The following is a 23,305-nucleotide window of genomic DNA, read 5'->3' as shown; positions in this document are numbered from 1 at the left end:
AGCCAGTCTCGCAGTTGCTAAGGCTGCAACCGGCATGAGCCTGTCGCCTTAGGCCTGTCGAATCACCGCCAGCCGTTGCAACAACAAAGCGACGACAGTGCCGACGAGCAGGCCAACGCCATCGGCCCATAGATCGCTCCACTCAGCCATGCGATCAGGCGTGAGCGACTGCAGCACTTCAATCAGGGCTCCGTAGCCGAGCAGTCCCAACAGCGATAGCAGGATGTGCCCCGGCCACGCCCAATACGCGAGGAATGCCAGGACCGCAAAGCCTAGCGCGTGGTTGCTTTTGTCCCAGCCCGTACCTGGCACCGAAAGAGATGCAGGCATCAAGCTGAGCACCAACAACGCCAGCATGGCACTGGCCAGCAGCCAGCGCCACAAGATCAAGTGGGCTGCGAGACGAGCCCACAACACACTCAAGCCGACGCCTCTGCCAGCACCTGCCCGATGACCTGACAGCTCTTGTCCATTTCGGCCGAGGTGAGTGTCGGATGCACAAGAAACATCAGGCTTGTTTCCCCCAGTACGCGTGCAACAGGCAATCGCTCAGTCGGTCGCCAGCCGGTGTCGTCGAACGCCCGCTCCAAATAAACCTCGGAGCAAGACCCTTGATAACAGGGCACGCCATGTGCCTGTATCGCCTCGACGATCCGATCGCGGCTCCAGCCGGTTGCCAGCTTTTCCGGCTGCACGTAAACGTAGCACTTGTAGTGCGCATGGGCACCGCCCGTCGCATCTTGCGCCACAAAGACGGGCACACGCACCGCAGCATGGGAACGGGCAGCCTCCCACAGAGCCTGTGCATGGCGTGTACGCGCAGACGTCCAGTCGCTCATCCGGCGCAGTTGGACCCGGCCGATGACCGCTTGCAACTCCAGCATTCGCCAGTTGGTGCCAAAGCTCTCGTGCACCCAGCGAAAGCCCGGCGGGTGCTCGCGCTCGTAGACGGCTTCGTAGCTCTTTCCGTGATCCTTGTACTGCCACATGGTGCGCCACAACGCTTCATCGTTGGTCGTGACCATGCCGCCCTCCCCGCCCGTGGTCATGATCTTGTCTTGGCAGAACGACCAGGCGCCGGCATGACCGATGGAGCCGACGGATTGCCCCTTGTAGCGGGCACCATGCGCCTGAGCACAGTCTTCGATTACCTTGAAATCATGCTTGGTCGCAAGTGCCATGATCGGATCCATGTCGCACGGCCAACCGCCAAGGTGCACGCAAATGACGGCCTTGGTGCGCGACGTGACGACCTGCGCAATGGTCTTGGCCGACAGGTTGCCGCTTTCTGCATCGACATCTGCGAACACCGGCGTCGCCCCCGCATTCACCACACACGACACGCTCGCAATGAAGGTGCGTGGCGTGACGATGACTTCGTCACCCGGCCCGATGCCCATGCCCTGGAGGATCACGTCCAGGGCCAGCGTGCCATTGGCCAGTGCGAGCGCATGCGCGGTGCCTGCCCAAGCGGCGAATTCCTTTTCGAACATGCGGCATTCCTGCCCCGTCCAGTAATTGACCTTGTTGGACAGGAGCACGCGCTGCACGGCATCGGCCTCTTCGGCGGTGAAACTCGGCCAAGGGGAGAAGGGGGTGTTCAACACAACAGTTCAACCTTTTTTGATGAATAGTTTGGCGGGGTTGCCGACCACAGTGATGCCGGGCGGCACGTCGCGCGTAACCACCGCGCCCATGCCGACCAGGGCACCGCGGCCAACCACCAGAGGCTTGCCTGGCTTGCCTTGCTTGATGACAGCGCCGGCCCCGATGTAAGCGTGGTCCTCGATGTGCACATTGCCATTGCACTTGGCACCGGGCGCGAAGGTAACGAAGTCGCCGACCACGCAATCGTGTTCGACATAGCTGTACAGGTTGGCGTGAAAGTACCTGCCGATGCGGATGTTGGAGGTGAGCGTGACGAACGGACTGAGCGCAGCGCCCTCGCCCAGCGAGACATCGTCCATGACCACTGTGTTGGCAGCCCGGACTGTCCAGGGCTGCACGCCATCGGCCGCGCAACGGTCAGCCAGCACCTGGCGGACGGCGCTGTTCGAAATGGCAATCACGATGTGTCTTGTGCTCGCATCGGCCCGCAGGAAATCCGCATAGCGCAGCACGCGCTGTCCATTGACCTCAGCGGCTTCGGGCTGGTCGTCCACAAACACCAACTGGGATGCCGGAATGCCTTCGAGTGCCAGCTGTGCGCGAGCCAACGGCATCACGCCGCGGCCACAGCCACTGGCGCCGTACACGGCATAAAGCGGCAACGTCATTGCTCGTGCTCCATTCGCGAACCGGTAAAGCGCGGCATCGTGGCCTCGCCCGCCGCACTGATGCCATCACGCACCAGCACCTTGCGCACTGTCAGCCACAAGATCTTGATGTCGAGCCAAAGCGAACGGTTGTCCACGTACCAAACATCGAGCTTGAATTTCTCGTCCCAGCCCAACGCATTGCGCCCGTTGATCTGCGCCCAGCCGGTGATGCCGGGGCGTACTTCATGACGACGGGACTGCTCGGCGGAATACAGCGGCAGGTAGTCCATCAGCAACGGACGCGGGCCAACCAGGCTCATGTCGCCTTTGAGCACGTTCCAGAGTTCGGGCAATTCGTCCAGGCTGCTGGCACGCAGGAATCGCCCGAAGGGCGTCAACCGGTCCGCGTCGGGCAACAGCTCTCCATCGGCACCACGCGCATCCGTCATCGTGCGGAACTTGATCATGTTGAACGGCCGCCCATGCATGCCAGGCCTCGTTTGGCGAAAGAACGCGGGGCTGCCCAGCTTGCGGCGCACCCGCCATGTCAGGAACAGCAGCGGAAGACCTAGAAGCAGCAACGCCACGCAAGCGAGCACGATGTCAAAAAGGCGCTTCATCTGGATTTCGACCTCTTCGCCAGCCGCGTGAAGATGGCACCGAATTTTTCGACACCAACCTTCAAGGCCAGTTGTTCACGGTAGTAACGCTGCGCCTGCTGCCCCATGGCCGCCAAGGCATCAGGCGCCATCGCAGCGAGCGCATCGGCGGCATCGGCCAGCGCGCTGGTGTTTTCGGATTCAACGACCACGCCACCGCCCGACTGCGCGACCAACCCGGCCGCGTCGCCATCGACCGCCATCAACAGCGGTTTGCCGACGGCCATGTAGGCCTGCGTCTTGGAAGGGATAGTGATCTCGAAGAGCGGGTCCTTGCGAAGGTGCACCAGCAGCGTGTCGGCTGCGTTCAGCAACGCACCCACTTCCGACATCGGCACCGGCGGCAGAAAGACCACGTTACGCAACTGCAGGTCTGCGGCGCGCTGCTTGAGCCGGCCCACCTCCACGCCACCACCCAGCAGCACGAAACACACCCGCGAGCTGCGCGCCTGCAGCAGAACCGCCGCTTCGAGCACAGCGTCCAGCGCCTGGGCCTTGCCCATGTTTCCCGCAAAGAGAACGCGGAACTGATCCGACCCCGGAAAGCTGGTCGGCAGCTGGCCTTGCGGCGAAGCCAGCGCCACTTCGTCGGCCCAGTTGTAGATCACCCCCACCTTGGCTTCAGGCACGCCGCGCTCCAATAGTAGGCGCTTGAAACCCGGTGACAGGACCACGATGTGGTCCGCGCGGCGATACACCCATTGGCACACCGCAGCCACCGCACTCAAGGCCCGGGCGTTGTTGACCATGCCCGTGGCACGCAAGGTGTCGGGCCACATGTCCTGGATATCGTAGACCACGGGAACGCGGCGCAACAGCCGCAGCAGGCCGGCGGTGATGCCCACCGTGAGCGGCGGATGGTAGGCGTAGATGACATCGGGCCGGCGCGCCATGAACAGGCCATAGACCAGCGACGACGTGGCAAAGCTCGCGTAGTTCAACACCCGCTTGATCGCCGACTGGTCATGGTTGGGATAGAGCGGCACGCGCGTCACCTGCACGCCGTCGATCGTTTCGCGCTGCAGCAGCTTGATGCGGTAGCCCGGATACACCTTGCCGCCCGGGTAGTTGGGGAAGCCCGTCAACACTTCGACCTCGAAGCCCTGGCGCACCAGTTCGCGGGCGAACACGATGCCCTTGAACGTCGGCTCCGGATCGAACCACTGCATCAGCAACAACACACGAATTGCCATGCGTCAGTACTTCTTCCAGACCACGCGGTTCACATAATCGGTGTAGCTGTGAACGATGCGCAGCACCTTATCCGACACATTGGGCATGCTGTAGTCGGCCACTTGGCGCAGGCCGCGCGCATCGCCTCGCGGCTGGCTCTTCAGAATGGCCAGGCCCTGGCGCACTCGGTCCACCTCGAGGCCGACCATCATCACGGCCGCCTCTTCCATCCCTTCGGGCCGCTCATGCGCTTCACGCAAGTTGAGCGCCGGAAAATTCAGGATCGACGACTCTTCGTTGATCGTGCCGCTGTCGGACAACGTGGCGCGCGCCGAGAGCTGCAGCTTCACGTAGTCGTGAAAGCCCAGCGGCTTCAACAGGCGCACTTGTGGGTGAAAGCGCGCGCCGGTCGCGTCGATGCGCTTCTGCGTGCGCGGGTGCGTCGAGACGATGACCGGCATGTCGTGGTCTTCGGCCACGGCATTCAGCACCGCCACCAGCTTGCTAAAGGACTGCGGCGACTCGATGTTCTCTTCGCGATGGGCACTGACCACGAAGTACTGCTCCGCCTGCAAACCCAGCCGCTCCAGCACGCCGGACGCCTCGATGCGCGGGCGATAGTGCGTCAGCACCTCGAACATCGGGCTGCCGGTCTTGATGACCAGATCGGGCGGCAGCCCTTCGCGCAACAGGTAATCACGCGCGATCGTGCTGTAAGTGAGGTTGACGTCCGCCGTGTGGTCCACGATGCGGCGGTTGGTTTCTTCGGGCACGCGCTGGTCGAAGCAACGGTTGCCCGCTTCCATGTGAAAGATCGGAATCTTGCGGCGCTTGGCCGGAATCACCGAGAGGCAGCTGTTGGTGTCGCCCAGCACCAGCATGGCTTCGGGCTGCACCTCGCCCAGCACCTGGTCCACCGCGATGATGAGGTTGCCGATGGTCTGCGCCGCGCTCGTGGCGTTGGCTGCGCTGTTCAAGAAGTGGTCGGGCTTGCGCACGCCCAGGTCGTCGAAGAAGACCTGGTTGAGTTCGTAGTCGTAGTTCTGGCCGGTATGCACGAGCACGTGTTCGCAATGCTCGTCCAAGCGAGCCAGCACGCGCGACAGGCGAATGATTTCGGGCCGGGTGCCGACCACGGTCATGACTTTGAGTTTTTTCATGGGAGATGGATCCAAAGCCTTGGGACTACAGCGGGCAAGCGAAGGTGTCCGGCCGCGCGCGATCGAACACCTCGTTGGCCCAGAGCATCACGACCATTTCTTCGGTGCCGATGTTGGTGATGTCGTGCGTCCAGCCGGGCACGGTCTCGACGATTTCAGACTTTTCACCCGCGGTCACCAGCTCGTGGGTTTCGCCGGTGTGCATGTGCCGGAACTTGAAGCGCGCCTGCCCCTTGATGACGAGGAATTTCTCGGTCTTGCTGTGGTGGTAGTGGCCGCCCCGCGTGATGCCCGCATGCGCAGTGAAAAACGAGAACTGGCCGGCGTCTGGCGTCTTGAGCATTTCGACGAACACACCGCGCGCATCCCCGTGCTGCGGCACGGTGTAGGCGAACGATTGGGGCGGCAGGTAGCTCACGTAAGTCGAATAGAGCGCACGCACGAGGCCGGCTCCCACGCGGTCGGTCATGAGCGTGTTTCTGCTGTCCTTGAACGACTGGATCTGCAAGGCCAGTTCGCCCACCGTGGTGGTGTATTGCGGCGTGACCGTCGCGAAACCGTCCGCATCCACGGTGACGTCGGCGCCGTCCATGAGCTGGACAAAACGCTCAATGACATCGTCGACATACACCAACGTGACCGGCGCTGCCGGGTCGTTGACCTGGATCGGCAGGTCGCGCGCGATGTTGTGGCAGAAGGTGGCCACGGCAGAGTTGTAGTTGGGCCGGCACCATTTGCCGAACACGTTGGGCAAACGGAAGACGTGCACCGGAATGCCGTGGCTGGCGGCTGCGGCCTGCAGCGCTTCTTCCGCGCCGCGCTTGCTGTTGCCGTACGGATTGTCCCGGCCAGCCTGCGTGGACGACGTGTAGATGATCGGCACCTTCTTGCCAGTTGCTTTTGCGATGTCGCCGACGGCGCGGCAGAGGCTCTGCGTGAGCTCGGCATTGCCGGTGGCAAATTCCTGCGGGTCTTGCGGGCGATTGACGCCTGCCAGGTGGAACACGAAGTCCACGCTCTCCAGCAGCGCCGGCAGTTGCTCCACGCTGTGGTCGCGGGTGAAGTGGACCACCTGCACGTCCTTGCGCTCGGCCAGATGCAGCTGCAGGTTCTGGCCCACGAAACCGCCAGCGCCGGTAATCAACACCTTCATCGCTTTATCCCTCTGCCACGGCGGATTCACCTCGTGCGATGCGCTGCATGAAGTCGAGCTTGAGCAGCAGCTTCTTCATGCCTTCGACATCGAGGCGGGTGGTGTTGTGCGAGTTGTAGTCTTCGCCGTGCGAGCTTTGAGTGATGCGCTTCTCGCCCTGCTCCACATACTTCGCGTAGTTCAGGTCCCGGCCGTCAGGCGGCACGCGGTAGTAATCGCCCTGGTCTTCGGCGCAGGCCACTTCTTCGCGGCTCAGCAGCGCTTCGTAGAGCTTCTCGCCATGGCGAGTGCCGATTTCGCGCACTTCGTGATCGGGCTTGCCCATCAATTCCAGGATGGCTTGCGTGAGAACCTGCACCGTGGCGGCGGGCGCCTTCTGCACAAAGATGTCGCCGTTGTTGCCGTGCTCGAAAGCATGCAGCACCAGCTCGACGGCGTCTTCCAGCGTCATCATGAAACGGGTCATGGACGGGTCGGTGACGGTGATGGGCTTACCCGCCAGCACTTGTTCCACGAACAACGGAATGACCGAACCGCGGGAGGCCATGACGTTGCCGTAACGCGTGCCGCAAATGACCGTGTCCGTGCTTTCCAGATTCCGGCTGGCGGCGACCATCACCTTTTCCATCATGGCCTTGCTGATGCCCATGGCGTTGATGGGATAGACCGCCTTGTCGGTGCTGAGGCAGACGACGCGTTTTACGCCTGCGGCGATTGCAGCTTCCAGGACGTTTTCGGTGCCGAGGACGTTGGTGCGGACTGCCTGTATTGGGTGGAATTCGCAGGAAGGGACTTGCTTGAGTGCCGCTGCATGAAAGACGTAATCCACGCCGCGCATTGCCGCACTCACGCTTCGTGAGTCCCGGACATCGCCGATATAGAACTTTAGCTTGGGATGATTGTAGCGCTTGCGCATGTCATCCTGCTTTTTTTCATCGCGACTGAAGATGCGGATTTCTGCAATTTCGGTATTAAGAAATCGATTAAGCACGGCATTGCCAAAAGAGCCTGTACCCCCAGTGATGCATAAAATTTTCCGCTCAAACATTTGACATCCTCATGAATTCGTCAACCACATTAGATACAGAGTGCCTGGATTTCAAGTAAGAATTTCCATTTAACCCCATTCTTGAAAATTCAGATTTTTTTCCAATCATTCTCTTTATCGAAAGAGCAATTTCCGTGCTTTTATCCGCGGTGCAAACCACACCAAAGTCATGTTCAACCGCAAGAAGACTGAGATCATTCTCCGGCTCCAATATTGCGAATATCGGCAAATTGCAAGCCATATAGTCCAAACTTTTTGATGGGAACGACGAGGTTCCGCTAGAGGATATTGCAGAAACCACACCCACATCGGATGCAACCAAGAAATTCATATATTCACCCCTGGACAACGATCCGATCAGTCGAATTGCGCCAAAGCTCTTTTCCTCATACCCTCGAATAATATCTTCCAGCGGGCCAGCACCGCAAAAGGTCAAATTAATATCTTCAACCTCGGCGGCGACTTGAAAAAATGCCGCACACAAACTCTCAATTCCGCGCCCGGCCACCAGCTGCCCGCCAAATACGAAAATTAGAGACTCTTCACGAAAGCCGTGACGATTTTTTATTTCATTCTTTGCTACAAGAGGAGGATTTAACAATGAAGTCCAAACAGGAACGATCTTCACCGCCTTAACATCTCCACCAAAGTAATTCAGGAAAACATTTCGATTTCCGTTCCCCATGCACCCGATCAAATCGAACGAAGAGATCAAACGCTTCTCCATGCCTTTCAAGACAGGAAGAAGTTTTTTTGGAATAGATTTTCCGATCGCTTGGTTATGAAGCGGGAAAATGTCCCAATAAATCAAAGACGACTTCCGGCAAATCATTTTTGCAAAAACAATGGCAACCCAAAGGGCGGTGCAAGGAGAAAAAGATACAAGTAGATCGTATTTATTTCTCAGCACAAACCCCTTAAGAAGAAAGGGCATCAATTTAAATGACGAAAATCCCCACTTCCCCAAGAGTCCGCCGCTACCTCGTGTTGGGCGCACGGCAGAAAAATTAATAACTCTAAGGCCTTGCAGTTCATCGCTTTCCAAAACTGAAAGGCCTGTCCAGCTCAAATTCAGTACCGTGACCCGTGAGCCTTGCGCGACCATTTCCTCAGCCAACTCACTCACCAGCCAAGGCGAACCATTTTCGTGCTTGTACTTCGTCGTAATTAATAGCACTTCAGCCATTATTTTCCAACTTAAATCGAAATTCTTTTACCATCAAAAAAGGAAGTGCGATTAACGGGAAAACCCATCCGGTTCCGTATTCAAAAACCGAAGAAAGCAAAAAACAGAACGACAGGATCAGCAGAAATTCCGCCCCACTGGCCTTCATACATCCAACTGCGACGCGCAACAGAAATGCGGAGGCTACTGAGGCAGGTGCTGCACCAAACTCATAGACCAAGTAAACAAATATATTGTGCGTAGGCGCTAGGTCTTGCCCCAAATAATCACCCTTTCCAAAAAGTCGAGCTCCTTGCAAGTAATCATTCCAAAGTGTGAGTCTCGATCCGTCTGAAAGACCCAAAATTTTTACGTCTCGATCGTAGTCCGGGCGAAGTACGCTCTCCGTTATAAAAACCTGCACTTGCTCGTTAAACAAAATCCAAATTAATATCAACGAGAAAAATACGAGCGCGCTAAGGAGGAGGCGTTTTTTCAAAGAAGAAAGTCGAATGAATTGAAAAGAAAAAAGCACGGCGCCGCAGACAAGTACAATTTTTGAGCCCCATATCATTCCCAGAACCAGTAGCGTGGTTGTCAAGGCAGTTTTCTCTTTGACAGAACTGGTGCTCCGCCAAGCAAAAAAAGCTAAAAATATAATCCAGTAACGCAAGGAGGTGACCATAACGCTCTGCCAACCTCTTATCCCGCTAAAAAAATAAGTCAAGGCGATCAAAAAAAGCAGCGTCAGCCAAATTGCCATTCGTTTTTCAGAAAGACGCGCATAAACACGCGCCATTGTATTTTTGTTGGAAAAAATGTGCCGCAAACACAAAAAAAGCAGCAAAGAGTTCAGTATTGGATAGAGATCCGATACCAAAAATAGCGCCAAGGACGTGGAAATCAAACACAAGATAACAAAAATTTCGACCCAGTCCCCATCAAGTCGCACCATCCAAAAATATAGTGCAAACCCGACAAAAAGAGCGAAATAGTTCAACGACGCATAAAGCTCCGAACCTGTCATTAAAATACCTCCTTATCCATAGCCGCCAACTTCCTTTCGACGAAGGCATGAGCTTTTCGACACCGATGCACCATACAGTCAAGCTTCGACGTTTAATATAGACCAATGCGGATCAAGCGACTCGAAGCAATGCGTCGTATATTTCAATAACCTTGTTAACATTTTTGGAAGAAAAACGAACTGCAGCAAGTTCGCTAGCATTTTTCCCGACCCGATCTAATAGGTCATCATCCAAAGCGACGCGATTAATCAACTCAGCAAGAGCTTCGGGATTGTTTTTTTTCACTAAAAACCCCGTCAGACCTGCGTCTACGATCTCGTCGATACCATCTACATCTGTTGCAATGACTCCTCGACCAACTGCATAACTCTCAATAATCGGACGAGAAAAATGAGTTATCGTAAACAAATTCAGCAGAAGGCGACTTTCCTCGAGGTATTTTTCCGTATTTTTTACCACCCCGATTAACTCAACATTCTTCAATGCCTTCAACTTAACCAAGGCTTGTAATGTTCTCCTGTATTCCAAGGAAGAAATTTTCTTCAGGCCGTGCCTCACTCTTCCGACCAAATTCTCCTCTAATCCGAGATCGGGTTTAATGTATCCCAGTATTTTTATACTAATTTCGGGATTGATTTTTCCCGCAGCAGCCGCGAGCATCAAGAAGCCCTTATGGGGAGATGCGCCTCCGAGATAAATTACAGAGTTTGGCAGACTGCTGGGCAACCTTGAAGAAACAAGTGCTGGCGAAAAGGAGTTATAGATCACATGCCCCAGCCCATGGATCTTTAAACGCGCAAGATTATCTTTGCTAATGGCAATAATATCGCTTGCGTATTTTAAGATTTGCCCTCTTGCAATTCTTTGTCGAATTCCAAAATGTCCTCGAGTGGCAGGCTCCCTCACGTGAATTACGGTTTTTGCGATTTTTGCGGACGCGCATAAAAAATCAGTTAGTGCATACGAGTTCAAATGAACTATGTCAGCCTTGTGACCTTTCAACAAGGCTTGCGCGCCGAAGAATCGGGAAACCAGCCATGAAAAAGAAAAATATAAAAATTTCAATGGCTGAAAAATCTTCACCCACCCGACCTCTATATGGGCATATGGCAAGTACCACCGCTTGTAAAACCAATGATCGGCGACCTTGTAATCAATGTTGGCCTCCTCAAAAAGACCGCACACATCAGATTGCTTAAGCAGCAATACCTCCGCCTCAAACTCAGAAGAAGGAAGCGTCTTGATTATTTCTATCAAGCTTATCGGCGCCCCCCCTATCCCTGTTGAATGGTGAATATAGAGAATCTTTTTCTTCTTCATTTTTGAAGTCTAGGCAGAATTCGTCAAGCCAAAATATCGCGGAGAATTTTTTTAATCGCGCCCTTTCCTCCGTAGAGTTGCCTATTTTTTTTGGACAAGGCAAACGCGATCCTTTGCGCCAGATTACCGCTTCGAGCACGTACGCGAACCTCAGTCAACTCCAATTCTTTAAGAAGAGAACTTTCAAAGGCAATGAGCGCCTCGTTGTACTCGCCGATTTTTCCTTTTAGGCTTTTCACTCGACCCAAGATAGTTTGGGTTCTCAGTTTTAGATCCACCAATTCTGCGTTACCTCTATTTTTTAAAGCTCGAGCCATTGAGCCCATTAGCACCCTGCGCAGACTGACTGGCTTCAAACTATTGACCAACAAGATCGACGTATTGTCGTCGTGCCTTCGATAATATTGCAAAACCTCTTCGCTTATGTACGTAGCACCAAGTCCGGTTGCAACGCCGACAATCCAATTGTCATGGCCCTTAAAGGAAATCGGAATGGGAAGGCAATAATCCAAGAGCTCGCGCCTTATTGCGGCACAGCAGCCCATAATAAAGGAGTCGCGACTTAAGCCGGCTGCTTTAATTTGGCCAAGCTTGGTAAGACCCGTTGGCTTGAGCTCCGCATCAGTTAACTCAGTATCGTTTAAGAATGCGAGATGTTTAGGAAAGCGACTTGAAAGCTCAATGATCTTATTGATTTTTTCTTTACCCCAAACATCATCTTGGTCACTCAAGAATATCAAATCCCCAGTTGTCCGGGCAAGCGCGTTGGCAAAATTTTGCGTATATCCAGATGCCCCCTCATTTTTTACGACAATCATCTCAAGATTTGCATCGCGTTGAAATTTTTGCAATATCTCGAAAGTTCCATCAGTCGAGTTGTCGTCACTCACGACTATCTCATCCGGCACGCGCTCCTGGTTTAATATGCTATTTAGCTGTGCTTCCAAAAAGTGCGCGCCATTAAATGTGGCTATAGCAACGGAAATTTTCATTTGAAACGATGCGCGGCTTAATCGCGCCTGATCTTTCTAATCATCAGCCCACTCCAAAGCAAAAGTGGAGCTATCAAAAATGCGTTCAATCCAACCTCCTCGGCAATTGTCGACTCGGGCTTGAAAATCGAATAGAGTGTCAGTCCAAGCAAAAAAGCAGATGCGGCAATTGCATTCAGTAAATTTCTTTTTTCAATGCCATGAAAAAAGAATAGCAAAATAGCATCCACGCAGCTTCGGAGAGTCCATGCGGCAGCGGCGCCAATTGCTCCAAAATGAATTGTCGCGAGGTACAAAATCAAACAATAAGGGATGACCTCTACCAAGTGGCACTTCGCTACTAAATCAGGACGCCCCGATGCTTGCAACGAAACGTATGGAATTCTTGCGAGAGAATTAAAAAACATCCCGAGCAAGATCACTTCCCCTATGCCGCTAGATTTTCTTGAGAACTCGAGGTTCATCCAGATTTTTAAAAAGGCATTGAAATTCAAAATCCCAAAAGCAAGCAATGGCAGCATTATCAAGATGAGTGCCGCGATAGCATTTTTTGCGTAGGCGTGACGATCCAAGGAATTAGCACCCGAGAGTCGTGGAAATAGTGCGGTTGTGAGACTTGTGGGGAATATGCTTACTCGGCTAGCCAAATTATATGGCACCGTATAGTACGTTACCGATTTTGCTCCAGCGATTGCACCGATTATAAATCGATCAAAAGTAGTTAATATTGGGCTAATTATCCCACTGACGGTAACCCATCCGCCAAAATTCAATAATTCTTTCGCAAGCGTTTTTTTGAATATTGGGCGCCTTGCGATTTGAAAATACTTATTGACCGAAGCTCCCAAGAGAATCAGTACAACGACCCGGCTCAGAACAGTGACCGGCATGATTACATTGAGCCTTGGAGAGATCGTGATTGCCGCGACCAATGGGAGCAACTGCAACAGAAAGCTGCCGGCAATGGAGATCTTATTGATTGCAATAAATTTTTCTCTACCCTGCAAACAGCCGATTTGAACACCCGAAATGGTCGCAATGGGGACGGCAATAGCCAACCAGGGAAGCACCCCTAAAATCTCACTCTTTAAGTCAACCGAGGTTACAAAGTAGTCACGAAAAAATACATATCCGGCCACCCAAGCAAGGGCTCCACCGATCAACCCAAAAAATCCGTTTATGGTTAGAGCTGTCCAATAGATTTCGCCTCTTTGGGAAAGATGTTGGTCGCCCGTTTTTGCGACTGCTGACGCTGTCGCCTGACTCAGGCCCAAGTCGAAAAATCCGAAGTACCCCAAAATTATCCACGCGATTGATACGACAGCAAATCGCTCTTCTCCAATCGTTTGAACGTACAGAGGCAACGTAAATAACGTGAGCAGCAAAGGAATTGCTGCCCCAATGAAATTTATGATGCTATTTTTTTTAATGCTCATCTAGCTTCGATTCGTTCGAATGCAGAAAACCACGCACTGATTTGATGAACTACTCTTTACCATTCGCACAAACTGCCTGATTTTATTTCGCCGCATCCTGATTTCTTCAAAGGCGAAAAACCGTAAAGCCTGCATCACGCGCCTCTTGCGGGTTGAAAAGACTTTTTACATCGATTAGTACTGGCAGCTCTCCCCTGCAAAATGTACGCAGCTCGTCTACTTTTGCGCTACGGTATTCGCGGTGACCAACCGCGACAACGAGAGCATCGACTGGGTTTTTTGCGTCAACATAACCAAGTTCAATGCCATATTCTCGGACAACCTCTCCTGCGTCCGCCCACTTATCAGCGACTGCAACCGAAGCGCCCCACGCTTGAAACTCGCGCACCATGTCTACGATCTTGCTATTACGAATATCGGGGCAGTTTTCCTTGAAAGTGATGCCTAGCACGCCGATGCGGCAACGCGGCACATCCATGCCGTTTTTCAGCATCAGCTTGATGGTGTTGCGAGCCACGTAGCGCGCCATGTTGTCGTTGATGCGGCGTCCCGCCAATATCACCTGCGGAAGGTAGCCGACCTGTTCCGCCTTGTGAGTGAGGTAATAGGGATCCACGCCAATGCAATGTCCCCCCACAAGGCCCGGGCGAAAGGGCAGGAAATTCCATTTGCTACCCGCGGCCTCGAGCACGTCTAGGGTGTCAATGCCCAGGCGCTCGAAAATCACGGACAGCTCATTGACCAGCGCGATGTTCAGATCTCGCTGCGTGTTCTCGATCACCTTCGCGGCCTCTGCCACCTTAATGCTGGCGGCTTTGTGTGTACCGGCGGTAATGATCTCGTTGTAGAGCGCGTCGACCACATCAGCCACCTCAGCCGTGCTGCCGCTGGTTATCTTCTTGATCTTGGTGAGGGTGTTGACCTTATCCCCTGGATTGATCCGCTCTGGGCTGTATCCGCAGAAGAAATCAACGTTGAATTTCTTGCCGCTGAATTTCTCCAGCACGGGCACGCACACTTCTTCTGTCGCACCTGGATAGACCGTCGATTCGAAGATGACGATCGCCCCTCTCGACATGACCTTGCCGACGGTTTCACTGGCCTTGACCAGCGGCGTCAGGTCGGGCCGATTCGCGTTATCGATCGGCGTAGGCACGGTCACGATGAAGACGGCACATTCACGCAAATCATCCACATGCGACGTGAATGCCAGCTGCGTTGCCGCCTTCAACTCCTCTCTAGTGCTTTCAAGCGTGTGATCGTGTCCGCTCTGTAATTCGGTGATGCGCTCTGCATTGATGTCGAAGCCGACCACTCGACGCCTCTTTCCAAATTCCACGGCGAGGGGAAGGCCCACGTAGCCGAGGCCGATGATCGCGATAGGTTGAGCTGATTGAATGACTTGCATGTTGTGTTGAAAACACTGGAGACAAAAAAATTGGCGACAGACCCAGACAAGAGCCATGCCGCCACACCGCATTCGCGGCCGTCGACTTCAAAGTAAGCTGACTCGCGCCGTGAACCTCAAGAACTCGGTTGGGCTCTTGGCAAGGCTAACGGTGCCTGATGTACATCTCGCTGGCGGTGTTAGCCACCGATGCGGAGGGCAGGATTAGACTGACCACACGGTTCCACTTGACCAGCGGGATCGGGTCGACATAGACAACGTCCTGCGGCTGCAACCGGAATTGACTCGCCAGCGCAAACGCAGCCGGGTTCTTGGCATTCAAGTGAAAAATGGCCGGCTTACCCGTTGCCCCTTGGCGGATGACATAGATTTGCCCGGGGTTGGACGTCGAGGCCATAGGGCCTCCAGCCTCTCCCAAAGCCTCGTTCAAGCTCAGCCGGCCATTGCTGCGCATGGGCAACGCCGCTGTTGCCATGATTTCCCCCATGACGAAGACCTTGGAATCCTCTCTGTGCGCCACACGGACGGTGTCGCCATTCTTCAGTGGGATGTTGTTTCCGTCATAGCCCGCTTCCCGCAGCCGAGTCATATCGATGGGGATTGATCGTCCATCCCGGACCAAGGTAATGGCAGACCGGTTGCCATCGGAAGTAATGCCGCCAGCTCGATTGATAGCTTCATTCAACGTCATAGGCACGTCGGTGAAGATTTGTGAACCAGGATTCCGCACTTCGCCTTCCACATAAGCACGGCGGCTTCTGAAAGACTGAATCCGCACCGTCACTTGTGGATCCCGGATATGCGGTGCGAGCAACTTGACAAACAACTCCGAAGCTTCGCTCTCACTCAAACCCGCAACCCGGACCCGGCCCTTGATGTACGGGAAGGATATTTCTCCGTTGGCATCAACGATGAAACCAGGCGCCACCTGAACGCCCGTAGGGTCTACCGACTGCGAAATCACAGCACCCGCATTGGGCAGCAACTCGGGGTGGTCATACACGATCACGCCCACAACGTCGCCCGACCCGATGGTGTAGCGAGCCCCCTTGCCAAACAGCGCTTGCACCTCAGGCGGCACCCCCTTCGGCGACACCTCCGCCAGCGTGCGCACCAGCGCCAGCGAGATCGGGGTGATTTCGCCTTCAGGCGCTTCATCGGGAAGGTAGCGGAACTGCGACGGCAACTCGCCGCCCGCTTCGTATGGCTCCACCGAACCCATGCCGGGCACCACGGCACAGCCCTGGAGCAACACCGCGCCGGCAAGCGCTACCCACGCGAGGGCTTTCGCATCTCTTCTCAATTCAGGTCCCTTGAAAGTCAGTCAGTCAGTCGTATCAACAACGAAGCGGCGAAAGAACGGCAATTCCCGAAGGCATGCGAGGCTCGCACATCCGCTCTCTTGTATCGCGCTTCTTTTTCAGACACTTGTGATCGCCGCCACTACGCGGCACCATTTATGTAAAAATTTGAACAGCTATAGTCGCGCTGAAACTGGCAAATTCAGGCAACAAGGGTGCAGAATTCATCGCGGGGTCACGCAAGAATCTGGCGCACCCAGGGCGAATGCGCTCTGACAGACAGAAGTCTTGAAGCTCGATTTCACGCGGCCGCTCCCCACTGCTCCCCTCTCATCGTACCAGTGCAGTGCACTGTCAATGGGGCTTTGCCTGCGTTCCAGGATGCTTCCGGAATGCCCGCACTGCGCCGTTTTGCCTTCTTTTCGAGAGCAAAACACGACGTATCCGGCCGGTTCTACCCATCCCGCGAAATTGGAAACAAGACGTTCCAAAGCGTAGTCGGCAAGGTTTAGCTACGGAGACTGGGTACCCTCCGTCCGTTCCAGGCAGGAGCCGCCAGCGGTCATGCCTCAGTTGCAGTCCAGCATCACCCGCCGCGCCGCCCGTCTTGGCCTCCCGCTTCCACAGGCATACTGGCACCCCTTTCAACAGCAGGTCTTCAGCACCCTTTCTGAATCATGAGCATCCTCAGTGAATTCAAGGAGTTTGCCGTCAAGGGCAACGTCATCGACCTCGCCGTCGGCGTGATCATCGGGGCGGCGTTCGGCAAGATCGTCGACTCGCTCGTGGCCGACATCATCATGCCGCTCGTGGGCATGGTGTTCGGGAAGCTCGACTTCTCGAACCTCTACGTGATCCTGGGCACGGTGCCGCCGGGCGTGACGAACACGCTGGCGGAGCTGAAGAAAGCCGGCGTGCCGGTGCTGGCGTATGGCAACTTCATCACGATTGCTGTCAATTTCGTGATCCTCGCCTTCATCATCTTCATCATGGTCAAGCAGATCAACAAGTTGCGCAAGACCGAAGAGGCCGCCCCGGCAGCGCCGGCCGCCACGCCGGAAGACATCACGCTGCTGCGCGAGATCCGCGACAGCCTGAAGCGCCCCTGAGCTTTTCTTTCTGGCCGCGCGCTCAGGCGCCGGCCAGCGTTCGCGCCATGCGCAGCGCCTCGACGAGGCTCGACGCATCGGCCACGCCCCGGCCCGCAATGTCGAACGCCGTGCCGTGATCCGGGCTGGTGCGCACCAGCGGCAGCCCGAGCGTCACGTTCACGCCCTTCTCCACCCCGAGGTACTTGACCGGGATCAGGCCCTGGTCGTGGTACATCGCGATCACCACGTCGAACTCGCCGCTGGACGGCACGCCGGCCTTGGCGCGCGCGCGCATGAAGACGGTGTCGGGCGCATGGGGCCCCTGGGCGTCGATGCCCTCGGCGCGTGCGGCTTCGATGGCCGGCGCGATGACGGTGCGCTCTTCCGAACCGAACAGGCCGCCCTCGCCCGCGTGCGGGTTGAGCCCGGCCACGCCGATGCGCGGCGGCCGCCCGAGGGCGTGGGTCAAGGCGCGATGGGTGATGCGCAGCGTGTCCAACACGCCGTCGAAGCGCACGGCCTCGATGGCGTCGCGCAGCGACATGTGGATGCTCACGAGCACGGTGCGCAGCTCGTCGTTGGCCAGCATCATGCGCACGGGCACATCGGCCACGGTGCGGCCCAGGTGGGCGGCGGCCTCGGCCTGCAGCAGCTCGGTGTGGCCGGGGTACGGGAAGCCGGCCGCGGCCAGCGCTTCCTTGTGCAGCGGTGCGGTGACAAGGGCCGAAATCTCGCCGCGCAACGCGGCCCGCGCGGCCCATACCACGCAGTCGCCGGCGGCGCGGCCGGCCTCTGCGCTGATCTGCCCCTGCACGATGCCGTTCGGCGGCGCGATCACCTGCAGCACCGGGATGCACCCCGGCGGCACGGTGGCCGCCTCAGCGACGCTGGCGATCTCCACGACAGGCCACGCCAGTCGCCCCGGCGCCGCGAGCGCCTGCGACGCACGGCGCAGCGTGCCGACGTCGCCGGCCACGAACGCACCGCGCACGGCGTCAGGCGCGTCGCGGAAGGCCTTGGCAATGATCTCGGGGCCGATGCCGGCCGGGTCGCCGAGCGTGATCGCGATCGGCGCCTTCATGCGGGGTTGTCGATGTCGATGAATTCGTGCTTCAGCCCGAGCTGCGCCGCCACATGGGCGGCCACGGCCTGCGCACCGTAGCGCTCGGTGGCGTGGTGGCCGCAGGCCAGGAAGGCCACGCCCAACTCGCGGGCGTAATGCGCCTGCGGCTCGGAAATCTCACCGGTGATGAAGGCGTCGGCGCCGGCCGCGATGGCGGCCTCGAAGTAGCCCTGGGCGCCGCCCGTGCACCACGCGATGTTCTTGATCGGGCGGTGGGCCGTGTCGACCAGCGTGACGGGCCGCTTCAGCACCTTCTCGGCATGGGTCGCCAGGGCTTTCGCGCTGGCGAAGTTTTCGCCGTTCTCGCGCGCGCCCAGGAAGCCCAGTTCCTGTTCGCCGAAGCGTCCTGCCGACCCCGGGTGCGCCACGAGCCCCAGCTGCAGGCCGAGTTGCGCGTTGTTGCCCAGTTCGGGGTGCGCATCGAGCGGCAGGTGGTAGGCGAAGAGGTTGACGTCGTCGCCCAGCAGCAGGCCCAGGCGCTGCTTCATCCAGCCGGTGACGCAGCCGTCCTGGCCGCGCCAGAACAGGCCGTGGTGGACGAAGATGGCATCGGCCTCGGCGTGGATCGCGGCCTCGATCAGCGCGCGGCTGGCGGTCACGCCCGAGACGATCTTGCGGACCACGGTGCGCCCTTCGACCTGCAGGCCGTTGGGTCCGTAATCCTTGAAACGCCCGGGGGCCAGCAGCAGGTCGAATGCGTGAAGCAGTTCGTGGCGTGTGGTGCTCATCGCGACATTGTCGCGCTCCCCGCGGCCGGCGCGCCATCGCGCATCGGGTGGCCGCGTGCGGCCAGGGGCCACAGGGCCAGCAGGAAACCCAGCGCCGCCAGCGCGGCGACGTAGTGCGCCGGCGCCATGGTGTCGTGCTGCAGCCAGAGCGTGAGGATCACCGGCGTCAGGCCGCCGAAGACGGCATAAGACATGTTGTAGGCGAACGAAAGCCCCGTGAAGCGCACCGGCGCCGGAAAGGCGCGCACGCCCGCGATCGGCACCGTGGCGATGGTGCCCACGAACAGACCCACCAGCCCGTAGTGCCAGAACAGCGTGGCCGGCGTGCCGGGCAGCCCGGTGTAGAACAGGTAGGCGGTGGCAAAGAGGCCGCCCCAACCGATGAGCATCACGGCGCGCGTGCCGATGCGGTCGCTGGCCCAGCCGACGATCACGCAGCCGATGGTCAGGGTCAGCGTGGCGAGTGCGTTGGCCTCGAGCGCCAGCGCCGCCGGAATGTGGTGCACCTTCTGCAGGTAGGTGGGCGTGTACAGCACCACCACCACGATGGCGGCCGACAGCACCCAGGTCTGCAGACCCACGTACACGCTCGCCAGGCGGTGCTCGCGCAGCACCGTGCGCAGCGGCAACTCGCGGGCGACCGTCTTGCGACCGGCCAGCTCCTTGAAGACCGGCGTCTCGTGCAAAAAGCGGCGCAGGTAGACCGAGAACAGCCCGAACACACCGCCCAGGATGAAGGGAATGCGCCAGGCGAAGTCGTTCACCTGCTCCGGCGAGTAGTGGCGGTTGATGGCCACGGCCACCAGCGAGCCCAGCAGGATGCCGCCGGTGATGCCCGAGGTCAGCGTGCCGATGCCGAAACCGTAGCGCTTGGCCGGCACGTGCTCGCCCACGAACACCCAGGCGCCGGGCATCTCGCCGCCGATGGCCGCGCCCTGCAGCACGCGCATGGCCAGCAGCAGCAGGGGCGCCGCCACGCCGATGCTCGCGTAGGTGGGCAAGAGGCCGATCACCAGCGTGGGCGCCGCCATCAGGAAGATCGACAGCGTGAACATGCGCTTGCGCCCCAGCAGGTCGCCGAAGTGCGCGATGACGATGCCGCCCACGGGCCGCGCGAGGTAGCCCGCCGCGAAGATGCCGAAGGTCTGCAGCTGGCGCAGCCAGTCGGGCATGTCGGCGGGGAAGAACAGCGCGCCCAGCACGGTCGCGAAGAAGACGTAGATGACGAAGTCGTAGAACTCGAGCGTGCCGCCGAGGGCGGACAGGGCCAGGGTCTTGTAGTCGCGCGCATCGAGCGTGCGCGCCGGCGCGGGCGTGGCGCCGTCCGTGTAGGTAGCTTCTGAGGTCATGGCAGCAGGGGTATCGTGGCCGCTCGCCTGCCTTGAACCGGATAGGGGCAGAGCGTGGCACGCCGACGAAGGGATCGCCTGGCCGCGTCCGCCGGGTGGGCGACGCGGAAGGCCTGAGGGGGCGATCCGGGTCGGATCGCCTGCCGATACTAAGGGTTAGCCCGTATTCACGCCCCGCAGGCCGCGCAATCTCGACCCTGCCGCGCGGTCTATGGCGCCAGGCCGGTTGAGGGACAATTGCAACCGGCGCCGTCTTTCAGCGCTTTTCCAACGCTCTTTCTTCAAGCTTTCATGAAACGCACCTGGCTGCTCTTTGCCCAAGCCGTGACCGTCCTGCTGGCGGCCTATTTCGTCGTCGCGACGCTCAAGCCCGAGTGGATCAATAAGCGCTCGACCTCGCTGGGCGGCGTGGTGTCCATCGTGGAAGCGCCCAGCGGCGCGCCGGCCGTGCCCGCCGCGGGCAGCCTGAGCGCGGCGGCCAAGAAGGCCTCGCCGGCGGTGGTGAGCATCAACACCAGCAAGGCCGCGCAGCGCCACCCGCGCAGCAACGACCCCTGGTTCCGCTTCTTCTTCGGCGACCAGGCCGACCAGCCGCAGGTGGGCCTGGGCAGCGGCGTGATCGTGAGCACCGACGGCTACATCCTCACCAACAACCACGTGGTCGAGGGCGCCGACGAAATCGAGGTCACCCTGAACGACAGCCGCCACGCGCGCGGCAAGGTGATCGGAACCGACCCCGACACCGACCTGGCCGTGCTCAAGATCGAGCTCGACAAGCTGCCGGTGATCGTGCTGGGCAACTCCGACGAACTGCTGGTGGGCGACCAGGTGCTGGCCATCGGCAACCCCTTCGGCGTGGGCCAGACCGTGACCAGCGGCATCGTCTCGGCGCTGGGGCGCAACCAGCTGGGCATCAACCAGTTCGAGAACTTCATCCAGACCGACGCGGCCATCAACCCCGGCAACTCGGGCGGCGCGTTGATCGACGTCAACGGCAACCTGCAGGGCATCAACACCGCGATCTACTCGCGCTCGGGCGGCAGCATGGGCATCGGCTTCGCCATTCCGGTGTCGATGGCCAAGATCGTGCTTGAGGGCATCGTGAAGGAAGGTCAGGTGCGCCGCGGCTGGATCGGCGTCGAGCCGAGCGACCTGTCGCCCGAACTGGCCGAGACCTTCGGCGTGAAGGCCGACGCCGGCGTGATCATCACTGGCGTGCTGCAGAACGGCCCCGCCGCCAAGGCCGGCATCCGCCCGGGCGACGTGATCACATCGGTGGGCGAGAAGAAGACCGACAGCGTGCAGGCCCTGCTGACCGCCGTCGCCGGCCTCAAGCCGGGCGACACCGCGCGCTTCGCGCTGCAGCGCGGCACCGACAAGATGGAACTGGACGTGACGCCAGGGCTGCGACCGAAGAGCCCGATCCGGCAGCAGTTGCCCAACAACGAGTAGGCGAGAAACGACAGCGGCTCCGGCCGCAGATCGGACAGCAACAAAAAAGCGGCCCTCGGGCCGCTTTTGTTTGGGGGCAGGAGCCGATCGATCCGGGATCAGGAACTGCCGGAAGACCCCGAACCCGCGCCCTCTTCTTCACCCTCGGTCGCCTTGCCCGTTCCTGCGAAGTAGCGCGCCCCGATGATCCCCACCTCGTACAGCAGGCACATCGGCACCGCCAGCGCGAGCTGCGAGACCACGTCGGGCGGCGTGAGCACCGCGGCCACCACGAAGGCGATCACGATGAAGTAGCCGCGGAACGAGCGCAGCTTCTCGATGGTGACCATCTCGAAGCGCACCAGCAGCATCACCACGATCGGCACCTGGAAGGCAACGCCGAAGGCGATGTACAGCGACAGGATGGCCTCCACGTACGAAGAGATGTCGGGCGTGGCCGCCACCGCCGCGGGCGTGAACTTCTGGATGAAGCCGAACATCTTGTCCAGCACGAACAGCTGCACGAAGGCGATACCGCCGTAGGCCAGCGCGCTGCCGAAGAAGATCAGCGGCAGCGCAAAGCGCTTTTCGTGGCTGTACAGGCCCGGCGCAACGAACATCCAGGCTTGGTACATGAGCCAGGGCAGCGCCAGCAGCACGGCCGCCATCATCAGCACCTTGAGCGGCACGAAGAACGGCGAGAACACGCCGATGGCGATCAGCTTGGCATCGGGCGGCATGTGCGCGCGGATCGGCATGGCGATGATGTCCATGAGCCCGCCCGGGCCGGGCCAGATCGCCAGCAGGATGCCCGCGACCACGAGGCCGTAGACGCAGTACAGCAGCCGGTCCCGAAGCTCGACCAGGTGCTGCACGAACGGCTGCTCGGTGCCCGCCAGCTCGTCTTCTTTGTTCTTGTTGTCGGAATCGGCCATGGGAAAGGAGAAAGCGTGGGAGAAGACACAGGCGCACGGGGCGCCCGGGAACGCCGCGGGGCGTGCGTGTGCGTCAGTTGATCTTGTGGGGGCGGAAGCGGGCGACCCGCGCCGCGCCCGACAGCGCCTTGGTCCGCACGCCGTTGCGCGCCTTGTACCAGTTCGGCGTGGCGCCCTGCTTCAGGCGCCAGTTCTTGCGGGGGTGCCTGTATTCGGGCACCGCCTGCTCGGGCTCGGCCAGTGCCGACAGGGTGTCGCCGGACGCGCCGGAAAACTGCTTCTCGAACTCGCTGGCGCCGGTGTGGATGCTGTGCTCCACGTCGCGCGCCGCGTCCTCGACCGTGGTCTTCATCTTGCGAAGCTCGTCGAGCTCCATCGAACGGTTGACTTCGGCCTTGACGTCGTTCACGTAGCGCTGCGCCTTGCCGAGCAGGGCGCCCACCGTGCGTGCAACGCGCGGCAGCTTCTCCGGCCCGATCACGATCAGCGCCACGACGCCGATGAGCGCCAGCTTCTCAATGCCGAGGTCGATCACGGATGTGTGCCT

General features: G+C 58.5%; 22 protein-coding genes. 2 read left to right on the top strand and 20 right to left on the bottom strand.

Annotated elements, in window-relative coordinates; genetic code table 11:
• Positions 1–48 precede the first annotated feature (48 nt).
• The 15 genes from AC07XP_RS19845 to AC07XP_RS19775 form a co-directional block, all read right to left on the bottom strand.
• Entirely contained in the window at positions 49–384 is a 336-nt protein-coding gene (locus AC07XP_RS19845; RefSeq protein WP_495265624.1) for a VanZ family protein, read from the bottom strand.
• A gap of 35 nt (positions 385–419) precedes the next feature.
• Positions 420–1,607, bottom strand: coding sequence for a DegT/DnrJ/EryC1/StrS family aminotransferase (locus AC07XP_RS19840; protein ID WP_495265623.1), 1,188 nt, complete (start codon positions 1,605–1,607; stop codon positions 420–422).
• A 6-nt stretch (positions 1,608–1,613) separates the two neighbouring features.
• Positions 1,614–2,276 carry an acetyltransferase gene (locus AC07XP_RS19835; RefSeq protein WP_495265622.1) on the bottom strand — a complete coding sequence of 221 codons (663 nt, stop codon included), beginning with the start codon at positions 2,274–2,276 and terminating at the stop codon, positions 1,614–1,616.
• Entirely contained in the window at positions 2,273–2,878 is a 606-nt protein-coding gene (locus AC07XP_RS19830) for a sugar transferase (RefSeq protein WP_495265621.1), read from the bottom strand. Before AC07XP_RS19830 ends, AC07XP_RS19835 begins: the two co-directional genes overlap by 4 nt.
• Positions 2,875–4,110 carry a glycosyltransferase family 4 protein gene (locus AC07XP_RS19825; RefSeq protein ID WP_495265620.1) on the bottom strand — a complete coding sequence of 412 codons (1,236 nt, stop codon included), beginning with the start codon at positions 4,108–4,110 and terminating at the stop codon, positions 2,875–2,877. The genes AC07XP_RS19830 and AC07XP_RS19825 overlap by 4 nt, the downstream gene beginning before the upstream one ends.
• Positions 4,111–4,113: 3 nt before the next feature.
• Positions 4,114–5,250 carry a non-hydrolyzing UDP-N-acetylglucosamine 2-epimerase gene (gene wecB / locus AC07XP_RS19820; RefSeq protein WP_495265619.1) on the bottom strand — a complete coding sequence of 379 codons (1,137 nt, stop codon included), beginning with the start codon at positions 5,248–5,250 and terminating at the stop codon, positions 4,114–4,116.
• A 25-nt stretch (positions 5,251–5,275) separates the two neighbouring features.
• Positions 5,276–6,403, bottom strand: coding sequence for a UDP-2-acetamido-2,6-beta-L-arabino-hexul-4-ose reductase (gene wbjC, locus AC07XP_RS19815; protein ID WP_495265618.1), 1,128 nt, complete (start codon positions 6,401–6,403; stop codon positions 5,276–5,278).
• A gap of 4 nt (positions 6,404–6,407) precedes the next feature.
• Positions 6,408–7,451, bottom strand: coding sequence for a polysaccharide biosynthesis protein (locus tag AC07XP_RS19810; protein ID WP_495265617.1), 1,044 nt, complete (start codon positions 7,449–7,451; stop codon positions 6,408–6,410).
• Positions 7,444–8,637 carry a glycosyltransferase family 4 protein gene (locus tag AC07XP_RS19805; RefSeq protein WP_495265616.1) on the bottom strand — a complete coding sequence of 398 codons (1,194 nt, stop codon included), beginning with the start codon at positions 8,635–8,637 and terminating at the stop codon, positions 7,444–7,446. Before AC07XP_RS19805 ends, AC07XP_RS19810 begins: the two co-directional genes overlap by 8 nt.
• Entirely contained in the window at positions 8,630–9,643 is a 1,014-nt protein-coding gene (locus tag AC07XP_RS19800; RefSeq protein WP_495265615.1) for a hypothetical protein, read from the bottom strand. The genes AC07XP_RS19805 and AC07XP_RS19800 overlap by 8 nt, the downstream gene beginning before the upstream one ends.
• Before the next feature lie 112 nt (positions 9,644–9,755).
• Positions 9,756–10,964: a glycosyltransferase family 4 protein gene (locus AC07XP_RS19795; protein WP_495265614.1), complete on the bottom strand. Its 1,209-nt coding sequence runs from the start codon at positions 10,962–10,964 to the stop codon at positions 9,756–9,758.
• Between the two features lie 23 nt (positions 10,965–10,987).
• On the bottom strand, positions 10,988–11,956 hold the full coding sequence (locus AC07XP_RS19790) for a glycosyltransferase (protein ID WP_495265613.1): 969 nt from the start codon (positions 11,954–11,956) through the stop codon (positions 10,988–10,990).
• 17 nt (positions 11,957–11,973) lie between these two features.
• Positions 11,974–13,392: a flippase gene (locus tag AC07XP_RS19785; RefSeq protein ID WP_495265612.1), complete on the bottom strand. Its 1,419-nt coding sequence runs from the start codon at positions 13,390–13,392 to the stop codon at positions 11,974–11,976.
• Positions 13,393–13,498: 106 nt separating this feature from the next.
• Positions 13,499–14,800: a nucleotide sugar dehydrogenase gene (locus AC07XP_RS19780; RefSeq protein ID WP_495265611.1), complete on the bottom strand. Its 1,302-nt coding sequence runs from the start codon at positions 14,798–14,800 to the stop codon at positions 13,499–13,501.
• Between the two features lie 145 nt (positions 14,801–14,945).
• On the bottom strand, positions 14,946–16,022 hold the full coding sequence (locus tag AC07XP_RS19775; protein WP_495265628.1) for a polysaccharide biosynthesis/export family protein: 1,077 nt from the start codon (positions 16,020–16,022) through the stop codon (positions 14,946–14,948).
• Between the two features lie 756 nt (positions 16,023–16,778).
• On the opposite strand from AC07XP_RS19775, the gene mscL reads away from it, so the two are divergent.
• The gene (mscL, locus tag AC07XP_RS19770; protein ID WP_062473649.1) at positions 16,779–17,210 is read left to right on the top strand and encodes a large conductance mechanosensitive channel protein MscL; all 432 of its coding nucleotides are present in this window, start codon (positions 16,779–16,781) and stop codon (positions 17,208–17,210) included.
• 22 nt (positions 17,211–17,232) lie between these two features.
• On the opposite strand, the gene pdxA is transcribed toward mscL, so the two are convergent.
• From pdxA to AC07XP_RS19755, 3 genes are read right to left on the bottom strand one after another with little or no spacing between them, the layout of a single operon-like run.
• Positions 17,233–18,273 (bottom strand): 4-hydroxythreonine-4-phosphate dehydrogenase PdxA, encoded by a 1,041-nt coding sequence (pdxA, locus tag AC07XP_RS19765; RefSeq protein ID WP_495265610.1) that lies wholly within the window; start codon positions 18,271–18,273, stop codon positions 17,233–17,235.
• The gene (locus tag AC07XP_RS19760) at positions 18,270–19,043 is read right to left on the bottom strand and encodes a Nif3-like dinuclear metal center hexameric protein (protein ID WP_307584231.1); all 774 of its coding nucleotides are present in this window, start codon (positions 19,041–19,043) and stop codon (positions 18,270–18,272) included. Before AC07XP_RS19760 ends, pdxA begins: the two co-directional genes overlap by 4 nt.
• Entirely contained in the window at positions 19,040–20,392 is a 1,353-nt protein-coding gene (locus AC07XP_RS19755) for an MFS transporter (protein ID WP_070059916.1), read from the bottom strand. The genes AC07XP_RS19760 and AC07XP_RS19755 overlap by 4 nt, the downstream gene beginning before the upstream one ends.
• A 291-nt stretch (positions 20,393–20,683) precedes the next feature.
• On the opposite strand from AC07XP_RS19755, the gene AC07XP_RS19750 reads away from it, so the two are divergent.
• Positions 20,684–21,844, top strand: a complete 1,161-nt coding sequence (locus AC07XP_RS19750; RefSeq protein WP_307584233.1) for a S1C family serine protease — start codon at positions 20,684–20,686, stop codon at positions 21,842–21,844.
• A gap of 98 nt (positions 21,845–21,942) precedes the next feature.
• Here AC07XP_RS19750 and tatC read toward each other — a convergent pair whose 3' ends face one another.
• Together tatC and tatB are read right to left on the bottom strand one after the other, a co-directional pair.
• Complete coding sequence (tatC, locus tag AC07XP_RS19745; protein ID WP_495265609.1) at positions 21,943–22,758, bottom strand: twin-arginine translocase subunit TatC; 816 nt, start codon at positions 22,756–22,758, stop codon at positions 21,943–21,945.
• Between the two features lie 73 nt (positions 22,759–22,831).
• Positions 22,832–23,293, bottom strand: a complete 462-nt coding sequence (tatB, locus tag AC07XP_RS19740; RefSeq protein ID WP_062471652.1) for a Sec-independent protein translocase protein TatB — start codon at positions 23,291–23,293, stop codon at positions 22,832–22,834.
• Between the last annotated feature and the right edge of the window lie 12 nt (positions 23,294–23,305).

It is taken from the genome of Variovorax sp. GW531-E2 (assembly GCF_059423125.1).
Note: the sequence above shows the minus strand (reverse complement) of the source record. Positions and strands in the feature narration are given on the sequence as shown.